Below are 10,039 nucleotides of genomic sequence, written 5' to 3' on the forward strand. Positions count from 1 at the left end.
TTTCTCTGTCCGCTCATCCCGGCGAATGCCGGGACCCAGATCCCAAAGCGGTGTGGCTGATTGGAGGAGCTCAGCGCCTATGGCGTCAGCCTTAAAGCCATTCCATCTGGGTCCCGGCATTCGCCGGGATGAGCGGATCATTATTACGGCTTCATCGCCCCTCTGATCTTCGCCGCCAGGGCCTCGATCGCCTTCGGGTCGCCCTTCTCGTTCTCGACGAACATCAGCGGCTTGCCGGCCACGCGCGGGATGACGTGGATGTGCAGGTGCGGCACGCTCTGGCCGACGCCGTTGTTCTGGACGATCGTGAAGCCCTCGACACCCAGGCCGTCGACCTGAGCCTGGCCGACGCGGGCGGCCACGGCCATGATCCGCGACAGGTCCTGGGGCGAGATCTCCAGGATGTTGCGGGCCTTGGAGGTCTTGGAGATCACCAGCACATGGCCGGGCTCGGCCGGGGCGTGGTCCATGAAGGCCAGCACCTGGTCGTCCTCGTAGACCTTGGGCACGACGATCTCGCCGCGCAGAATCTTGGCGAACGGGTTGGCCTCGTCATAGGCGGCCTTCAGCGGGATCTGCGGCGTGCCGGGCTTGGCCGTGGCGGGGTCGAACTGGCCCAGCCAGCGCAGCACCTCGGCCTCCAGCGCGATGCGGCTGTCCGAGAAGCTGTGGTCGGTGTCCATGTAGGTTTCGGTCAGGGCTTTTGCCTGGGCCTGACGGGCGGCGGCGGCCAGCTTGCGGGTGGTCGGCGCCCCGGCGTGCTCGGCGCCGATCAGCAGCAGCGGCCGGTCGGCGATGCGCGCGCTGAGCGCCTCCAGGTCCAGCTTGGCCGCCGTGGTCTCGATCTCCTGGACCAGCAGTTCGGGACTGGTTCCGGCCAGCGGCAGGGTGTCGGGCCGCATGCCCTCGATGGCGGCCTTGCGGACGGCGGGGCTGGTGATCCCGTCCTTCTCCTTGCCGATGTCCCAGGCGTCGATCAGCACCGTTCCGGCCACGCGGGGATCGGCGGCCGAGGCGTCGGCGGCCATGAAGCCGCCCATGCTGTGGCCGGCCACCACGATCCGCTTGGTGTCGATGCGGTACTTGGCGACGTTGGCGGGCTCGTTGAGGAAGGCCACGGCGGCCTCGCCGTCGGCGCGGGCGTTGGCGAACGAGAACTTGCCGGGGCTGCCCCACGAGCCGCGATAGTTGATCCTCAGCACGTTCCAGCCGGCCCGGCGCACGGCCTGCATCAGGTCGATATTGGTCTCGTTGCCGGGGAAGCCGTGCAGCATCAGCATCGTCGGATGCGGCTGGTCGCCCGAGGCCAGGTACATCATGGCGTTGACCCGCACGCCCCCGGTCGGAACCGTGAAGGCCGCCATGTCGGCGGGATGGGCCGCATCGCGGGCAGGGTCGGCGACCACGGCCTTGGGGATCGGGGCGAAGCGCGGCTCGGCGTGGACCGGCGCGGCGAGGCCGATGAGCATCAGGGCGGCGAGGCCGGCGGTGACTGTGCGCTTCATGATGATCCCCCTGGACGGTTGATCTTGTTATCCGGAAAATCAGAGGCGAGGCCAGTCTTCAGTCCCTCCCCCACAGGGGGGAGGGCCTTTTGAGCCGACGCCCTGTTGAATTCCATCCCCAACTCGTCTATATGCCGCCCCTTCTCCGTCGGGTTCGCCCGGCGAAGACCTGTTTGTGAACAGCGGGGCGTGGGGTCACCAACGCCATAATCGAGGAAGAGCCCTTCCTCGCCGTCGGGAGACAGGGATGGACAAGACCACGCTATTTCCTCCTTTCGGGATGGGACGCGCGGCTGACTTTCCTTGGAACAGGCTGACATCACTCGCATGCGGGAGCGATCCCGCATGGTCGTGGTGTTTGGCTGCCGGAATGGTCCGGCCGCTGTAATTGAGTAGGAGACCGCAATGGACCGCGCTCAAAAGCAGGAGTCGATCGAGGCGCTGAAAAGCGTGTTCGCCGGCGCCGGCGCTGTCGTCGTGACCCACTATTCGGGCATGACCGTTGCGGAAATGACTGAACTGCGCGCCCGCCTCCGCAAGGAAGAGGGCACGTTCCAGGTGGTGAAGAACACCCTGGTCCAAAAGGCCCTCGACGGCTCGATCGGTGAAGCGGGCGACGCCCTGTTCACCGGCCCGGTCGCCATCGCCTTTGGCAAGGATCCTGTCTCCGCCGCCAAGATCGTCACCCAGTACGCCAAGGAAAACGAGAAGCTCAAGCTTGTCGGCGGCATTCTGGGCCAGACGACTGTTCTGGACGAAACGGCCGTGCGGGCTCTCGCCACGCTGCCGTCGCTCGACCAGATCCGTGGCAAGCTTATCGGCCTCATCCAGGCTCCGGCGACCAAGATCGCTGGCGTCCTGCAGGCCCCGGCTGGCCAGCTGGCTCGCGTCTTGAACGCCTATGCGACCAAAGACGCCGCGTAAGTCATCTCCGCATAAATCCCTCATTCTCTAAGGAAATTACCCATGTCGAAGCTCGAAAAGCTGGTTGAAGAACTGTCCGCCCTGTCGGTCCTGGAAGCCGCTGACCTGTCCAAGCTGCTGGAAGAAAAGTGGGGCGTCTCGGCCGCCGCTCCGGTCGCCGTCGCCGCCGCTGGTGGCGCTGCCGCCGCTCCGGCCGAAGCTGCCGAAGAGCAAACCGAATTCACCGTCGTTCTGACGAACGGTGGCGACAAGAAGATCAACGTGATCAAGGAAGTCCGCGGCGTCCGTCCGGACCTCGGCCTGAAGGAAGCCAAGGACCTGGTCGAAGGCGCTCCGCAGAACGTCGTTGAAAACGTTTCGAAGCAAGTCGCCGAAGAAGTCGCCAAGAAGCTGACCGAAGCCGGCGCCACCGTCCAAGTGAAGTAATTCACTTTCCCACGTTTCGGCGTGGGGACGTTGCCGGCGTCAGGTCTCTGACGCACCAAGTTGACGGCCCCGGAGGGAAACCTCCGGGGCCGTTTTCTTTTGCGCGCTCGCCAGGGGCGTCGGCCGTCTGCGTCATTCTGGCACGGTCGTTGCTAGCCGGTCGCCAGGCACGCGGCAGTGGAGAGCGACCATGGCGATCTCGGGGATTTCAGGCGGCTATTCGAACTGGACGCCGGTCGCCGCCGCGTCGGCCGCGGCCGTCTCGCCGTTCGACGCCGCCAGCGACCTGGACAAGGTCCGCGACAAGGGCCTGGTGGCCTTCGCCAAGGAAGCCAAGAAGGACGCCTGGGAAGAAAAGCTCAAGCAGTGGAAGGCCGAGGCCATGAAGGGCATGGGCCAGACCGAGGAGAGCCTGGCCGCCCTGTCGCCCGATCAACGCACCGCGGCGCTCCAGCAGATCGACGAGATCGTGAAGGCCAAGATCAAGGAAGCCATGGACGGCGCCAAGGCCCAGGCCAAGAACGGCATGGCTGTGCCCAACTTCGTGGACTTCAGCGTCTAGGCGCGTCAGGATCGGCGCGCGGCAACCCTTGCCGCGTGATCGGCGTTATCTGCCCATGCTCAAGCTCGCCGCCATCCTGCTCGTCCTGATGATCGTGTTCGGGATCCTTGGCTTCGTCATGCACGTGGCGGTGGCCCTGACCAAGATCGCCTTTTTCATCTGCCTGATCGGCCTGGCTATTTCCGTGGTCGGCAAGATGCTGCGCCCGGGCGGGCAATCATAGTATCAATCCGGTTGACGCTTCCCCCCACCGCCTCTAGCCATTGCCGGCAATAGGTTAGCGGTACCATCTGGGAGGATGCTATGGATCGGCAGGGCAGGGGCGCGCGCCGCTGGGCGAGAGGTCTGGTCTTAGGCCTGGCCTTGGGCGCGATGGCCGGCTTGGCGCACGCCGCGCCGACGGCGGTCATGGACCGCAACGGCTCCTACGTTTCGGTCGAGACCTACGCTCCCAACATCGTCCGGGTGACCATCAGCCAGGACAAGGCCCTGGCCGAGGCCGCGCCGGGCTACGGCTTCGTCGGCGCGGCCGACGACAAGGGCTGGCGTCACGACCAGAAGGCCGGGGCCGACATCTTCACCTCCGGCGCCCTGTCGCTGGAAGTCGTGGCCCAGCCGTGGCCGGGCGCGCCCTCGCAGATGGAGCGCTATTTCGCGCCGTCCTTGCCGCCGGTCTCGGTCAAGATCCGCAAGGCCGACGGTTCGGACCTGGTGGCCATGAACGGCTGGGAGCTTTCTCCGCACGTCGTGTCCGGCGAGCGGACCTACCAGGCCGGCGCCAGCTTCTCGACCAGCGCCGACGAGCACTTCTACGGCCTGGGCCAGAACCAGGAAGGCATCCTGGACCTGCGCGGCCGGTCGATCACCTGCAAGCACGACTACGACGCCCCAGCCGGCGAAACGGTGTGCGTGCCGTTCATGGTGTCGAGCAAGGGCTACGGCGTTCTCTGGGACAATCCGTCGGAAACCAAGGTCTACCCGGCCGTCAACGGCCGCACCCTGTGGCAGTCGAAGGTCGGCGAGCGGGTGTCGTTCTTCGTGATCACCGGCAGCTATGACGAGATCTACGCCGGCTACCGCAAGCTGACCGGCGTCACGCCGCTGCCGCCCAAGGCCGCCTTCGGCTACATCCAGTCCAAGGCCCGCTACGAGAGCCAGGCCCAGATCCTGAGCGTCGCCAAGGGCTATCGCGACCGCGGCTATCCGCTCGACGTGATGGTGCTGGACTGGTTCTACTGGACCCGGATGGGCCAGCTGGACATCGATCCGACCTACTTCCCCCACCCGGCCGGGATGAACAAGGAACTGCACGATAACGGCGTGCACAGCATCATCAGCGTCTGGCCGCGCTTCGAGAAGGAAGGCCGCTACTTCAACTACCTGGCCGACAAGGGCTGGTTCCTGAAGGACGCCGACGGCAAGCCGGTCGACGGCCTGCCGTTCCGTAGCGACCGCACCGGCGCCCTGATCGACAGCACCAATCCGGAAGCGCGCGCGTGGTTCTGGGGCAAGATCCGCGACAACATCGCGTCCCAGGGCTTTGACTGGTTCTGGCTGGACGAGACCGAGCCGGACCTGGTGCCGGAGGGTCATTTCTGGAGCATCGGGTCGGGCGACCGCTATCGCAACGTCTTCCCGCTGGTCCACACCCAGGGCGTTGCCGAGGGCTCGCGCCGCGACCGTCCCGACAAGCGCAATCTGATCCTGTCGCGCGCCGCCTATATCGGCGCCCAGCGCAACGGCGCGCTGTTCTGGTCGTCCGACATCCAGCCCACCTGGGAGGCGCTCAAGCGCCAGGTGCCGACGGGGCTGAACTTCACCGCCTCGGGCATGGCCTATTGGGGCAACGACATCGGCGGCTGGCAGTGGCTGCCCCAGACCACGACGGCCACCAAGGCGCCGCTGCYGGATCCGTCGGACGCCCGCGCCGTGGTCGGGCAGAACAACGACTATCCCGAGCTGTTCGCCCGCTGGTTCCAGTACGGGACCTTCACCCCGACCCTGCGCGTGCACGGCATGCGCAAGGACACCGAGGTCTGGTCGTTCGGCAAGGGCGCCGAGGCGGTGGTCGTGAAGTACCTGAAGCTGCGCTACGCCCTGATGCCGTACCTGTACTCGATGGGCCACTCCACCTACGAGACCGGCGCGCCGTTCATGCGCGGGCTGTTCATGGACTTCCCCAACGATCCGAAGGTGGTGAACCTGGGCGACCAGTACATGTTCGGTCCGGCCTTCCTGGTGGCGCCGATCACCGAGCAGGGCGTCGAGGACCGTGACGTCTACCTGCCGGCTGGCGCCGACTGGTACGATTACTGGACGGGCAAGCCGTTCAAGGGCGGCCAGACGATCAGTGTCCATGCGCCGATCGACACCATCCCGCTGTTCGTCCGCGCCGGCTCGATCATCCCGATGGGCGCGCCGATCCAGAGCACGGCCACGCCGCAGGCGATCAACGCGGTGAAGGTCTATCCGGGCCGCGACGCCGACTTCACGCTGTATGACGACGACGGGGTGACCAACGCCTATGAGAAGGGCCCCAATGAAAAGGGAGGGGGAAAGACCGTGAAGCTGCACTGGGACGACAAGGCCGGCAAGTTGACGGCGACCGGCGACAAGGCCCTGGCGGCCCAGGCGCTGGCGGCGGTGCAAGTGGTTTCGCGCTGATCAGACACCATATAGATCCGCTCATCCCGGCGAATGCCGGCACCCGGATCCTAAAGCGGAGAGGATGACTGGAAGAGCGCTGAGCCTATGGCGTCAGCCTCAAAGCCATTCCATCTGGGTCCCGGCATTCGCCGGGATGAGCGGAATAAGAGAAGTTCCAAGCTTTACGGTGGGCTCCCGCATTCTTTTGTGGATAAAGCCCCTTTCCAACCCCGGCGGCTTGTCCTATATCCGCCCGTTCACGAAGACATTCGGCGGAACGCGCATGCGTGTGTCCGTACTTTACGCCCCGAGGCGCGGTCAGCTGCCCTCCGACCCGCGCGAAGGGGCGCCCATCAAGCTTCCGGTCCCGGTCGCTCGATAGGGGAATTGCAGCGTCCAGCGTTCTCTCACGGAGAGAACGGCGAGGGTGGACGCTAAGACATTCGAATTCACGCGCGGACTCCAGGTTCCGCGCCGCAGGGAAACAACATGGCGCAATCCTTCACCGGCAAGAAGCGGATCCGGAAGTCTTTCGGCCGCATCCCCGAAGCTGTGCAGATGCCGAACCTGATCGAGGTTCAGCGCTCCTCCTACGAGCAGTTCCTCCAGCGCGAAGTCCGTCCGGGCGTGCGCAAGGACGAAGGYATCGAGGCGGTCTTCAAGTCGGTGTTCCCGATCAAGGACTTCAACGAGCGCGCGGTGCTCGAATACGTCTCGTACGAATTCGAAGAGCCCAAGTACGACGTTGAAGAGTGCATCCAGCGCGACATGACCTTCGCGGCGCCGCTGAAGGTCAAGCTGCGCCTGATCGTGTTCGAAACCGAAGAAGAAACCGGCGCCCGGTCCGTCAAGGACATCAAGGAGCAGGACGTCTACATGGGCGATATCCCGCTCATGACCGACAAGGGCACCTTCATCGTCAACGGCACCGAGCGGGTCATCGTCTCGCAGATGCACCGTTCGCCCGGCGTGTTCTTCGACCACGACAAGGGCAAGACCCACGCCTCGGGCAAGCTGCTGTTCGCCGCCCGCGTGATCCCGTACCGCGGCTCGTGGCTGGACTTCGAGTTCGACGCGAAGGACGTGGTCTATGTCCGCATCGACCGTCGCCGCAAGCTGCCGGCCACCACCTTCCTCTATGCCCTGGGCATGGACGGCGAAGAGATCCTGACGACGTTCTACGACGTCGTCCCGTTCGAGAAGCGCACCGCGGCCGGCGCCGAAGGCTGGGCCACCCCCTACAAGCCCGAGCGCTGGCGCGGCGTGAAGCCGGAATTCGCCCTGATCGACGCCGACACCGGCGAAGAAGTGGCTCCGGCCGGCACCAAGATCACCGCTCGCCAGGCCAAGAAGCTGGCTGACGCCGGTCTGAAGACCCTGCTGCTGGCGCCCGAAGCCCTGACCGGCCGTTACCTGGCCCGCGACGCCGTCAACTTCGAGAACGGCGAGATCTACGCCGAAGCCGGCGACGAACTGGACGTCACCTCGATCCAGGCCCTGGCCGACCAAGGCTTCAGCACCATTGACGTGCTGGACATCGACCACGTCACGGTCGGCGCCTACATGCGCAACACCCTGCGCGTGGACAAGAACGCCGTCCGCGAGGACGCGCTGTTCGACATCTACCGCGTGATGCGTCCGGGCGAGCCGCCGACCGTCGAAGCCGCCGAAGCGATGTTCAAGTCGCTGTTCTTCGACGCCGAGCGCTACGACCTGTCGGCCGTCGGCCGCGTGAAGATGAACATGCGCCTGGAGCTGGACGCTTCGGACGAGATGCGCGTGCTCCGCAAGGAAGACGTGCTGGCCGTCCTGAAGCTGCTGGTCGGCCTGCGCGACGGTCGCGGCGAAATCGACGACATCGACAACCTGGGCAACCGCCGGGTGCGTTCGGTCGGCGAGCTGCTGGAAAACCAGTACCGCGTCGGTCTGCTGCGCATGGAACGCGCCATCAAGGAACGCATGTCGTCCGTCGACATCGACACCGTGATGCCGCACGACCTGATCAACGCCAAGCCGGCCGCGGCCTCGGTGCGTGAATTCTTCGGCTCCTCGCAGCTGTCGCAGTTCATGGACCAAACCAACCCGCTGTCGGAGATCACCCACAAGCGCCGTCTGTCGGCGCTTGGCCCGGGCGGTCTGACCCGCGAGCGCGCCGGCTTCGAAGTCCGCGACGTTCACCCGACCCACTACGGCCGCATCTGCCCGATTGAAACGCCGGAAGGCCCGAACATCGGTCTGATCAACTCGCTGGCCACCCACGCCCGCGTGAACAAGTACGGCTTCATCGAGAGCCCCTACCGTCGCGTCGCCGACGGCAAGCCGCTCGAAGAGGTCGTCTACATGTCGGCCATGGAAGAGTCGAAGCACGTCATCGCCCAGTCCAACATCAAGGTGTTGAACGGCGAGATCGTCGACGACCTGGTCCCCGGCCGGATCAACGGCGAACCGACCCTGCTCCAAAAGGAGCAAGTCGACCTGATGGACGTGTCGCCGCGTCAGGTGGTTTCGGTGGCCGCGGCCCTGATCCCCTTCCTGGAAAACGATGACGCCAACCGCGCCCTGATGGGCTCAAACATGCAACGTCAGGCCGTGCCGCTGGTGCAGTCCGACGCTCCGCTGGTCGGCACGGGCATGGAAGCCGTCGTCGCTCGCGACTCCGGCGCCGTGGTCATCGCCAAGCGCACCGGCGTCGTGGAGCAGATCGACGGTACGCGTATCGTCGTCCGCGCCACGGAAGAGACCGACGCCGCCCGTTCGGGCGTCGACATCTACCGTCTGAGCAAGTTCCAGCGTTCGAACCAGTCGACCTGCATCAACCAGCGTCCGCTGGTGAAGGTGGGCGACAAGATCGTGGCCGGCGACATCATCGCCGACGGCCCRTCGACCGAGCTGGGCGAACTGGCCCTGGGCCGCAACGCGCTCGTCGCGTTCATGCCCTGGAACGGCTACAACTTCGAAGACTCCATCCTGATCTCCGAGCGCATCGTCCGCGACGACGTCTTCACCTCGATCCACATCGAGGAATTCGAGGTCATGGCCCGCGACACCAAGCTCGGCCCGGAAGAGATCACCCGCGACATCCCCAACGTCGGCGAGGAAGCCCTGCGCAACCTCGACGAAGCGGGCATCGTGGCGATCGGCGCCGAAGTGCAGCCCGGTGATATTCTCGTCGGTAAAGTGACCCCGAAGGGCGAAAGCCCGATGACGCCGGAAGAAAAGCTCCTGCGCGCCATCTTCGGCGAGAAGGCCTCGGACGTCCGCGACACCAGCCTGCGCCTGCCCCCGGGCGTCGCCGGCACGATCGTCGACGTGCGCGTGTTCAACCGTCACGGCGTCGACAAGGACGAACGCGCCCTGGCCATCGAGCGTTCGGAAATCGACCGCCTGGGCAAGGACCGCGACGACGAATTCGCGATCCTGAACCGCAACATCTCGGGTCGTCTGCGCGAACTGCTGATCGGCAACGTCGCTCTGTCGGGCCCCAAGGGCCTGTCGCGCGGCGAGATCAGCGCCGAAGGCCTGGCTGAAGTCCAGCCGGGTCTGTGGTGGCAGATCGCCCTCGAAGACGAGAAGGCGATGGGCGAACTGGAAAGCCTGCGTCGTCTGTTCGACGAGAACCGCAAGCGCCTGGACCGTCGCTTCGAGGACAAGGTCGACAAGCTGCAGCGCGGCGACGAACTGCCCCCGGGCGTGATGAAGATGGTCAAGGTCTTCGTGGCCGTGAAGCGCAAGCTTCAGCCCGGCGACAAGATGGCCGGCCGTCACGGCAACAAGGGCGTCATCTCGCGCATCCTGCCGATCGAGGACATGCCGTTCCTCGCCGACGGGACGCACGTGGACGTCGTTCTGAACCCGCTGGGCGTGCCTTCGCGCATGAACGTCGGCCAGATCTTCGAAACCCACCTGGGTTGGGCCTGCGCCGGTCTCGGCAAGCAGATCACGACCCTGCTCGAAGACTGGCAGGCCGGTGGCCAGA

General features: G+C 65.5%; 7 protein-coding genes. 6 read left to right on the top strand and 1 reads right to left on the bottom strand.

Annotated features, from left to right (window positions below; genetic code table 11):
* Nucleotides 1-143: 143 nt before the first annotated feature.
* Nucleotides 144-1,505: an alpha/beta fold hydrolase gene (locus AC1DZ6_RS11035; protein WP_477097225.1), complete on the bottom strand. Its 1,362-nt coding sequence runs from the start codon at nucleotides 1,503-1,505 to the stop codon at nucleotides 144-146.
* A gap of 405 nt (nucleotides 1,506-1,910) precedes the next feature.
* Here AC1DZ6_RS11035 and rplJ point away from each other — a divergent pair, with 405 nt between their 5' ends.
* From rplJ to rpoB, 6 genes are all read left to right on the top strand, one after another.
* Nucleotides 1,911-2,429: a 50S ribosomal protein L10 gene (gene rplJ, locus AC1DZ6_RS11040; protein WP_477097226.1), complete on the top strand. Its 519-nt coding sequence runs from the start codon at nucleotides 1,911-1,913 to the stop codon at nucleotides 2,427-2,429.
* Nucleotides 2,430-2,471: 42 nt separating this feature from the next.
* A complete protein-coding gene (gene rplL, locus AC1DZ6_RS11045) occupies nucleotides 2,472-2,855 on the top strand; it encodes a 50S ribosomal protein L7/L12 (protein WP_477097227.1) in 384 nt (127 codons plus the stop codon).
* Between the two features lie 190 nt (nucleotides 2,856-3,045).
* The gene (locus AC1DZ6_RS11050) at nucleotides 3,046-3,417 is read left to right on the top strand and encodes a hypothetical protein (protein WP_477097228.1); all 372 of its coding nucleotides are present in this window, start codon (nucleotides 3,046-3,048) and stop codon (nucleotides 3,415-3,417) included.
* Nucleotides 3,418-3,472: 55 nt separating this feature from the next.
* The gene (locus AC1DZ6_RS11055) at nucleotides 3,473-3,640 is read left to right on the top strand and encodes a hypothetical protein (RefSeq protein WP_477097229.1); all 168 of its coding nucleotides are present in this window, start codon (nucleotides 3,473-3,475) and stop codon (nucleotides 3,638-3,640) included.
* Nucleotides 3,641-3,720: 80 nt separating this feature from the next.
* Nucleotides 3,721-6,081, top strand: coding sequence for a glycoside hydrolase family 31 protein (locus AC1DZ6_RS11060; protein WP_477097230.1), 2,361 nt, complete (start codon nucleotides 3,721-3,723; stop codon nucleotides 6,079-6,081).
* A 471-nt stretch (nucleotides 6,082-6,552) separates the two neighbouring features.
* Nucleotides 6,553-10,039: DNA-directed RNA polymerase subunit beta (gene rpoB, locus AC1DZ6_RS11065; protein WP_477097231.1), on the top strand; the 3,487-nt coding region annotated here is incomplete at its 3' end.

Source organism: Caulobacter sp. P1_B12_2 (assembly GCF_056406675.1).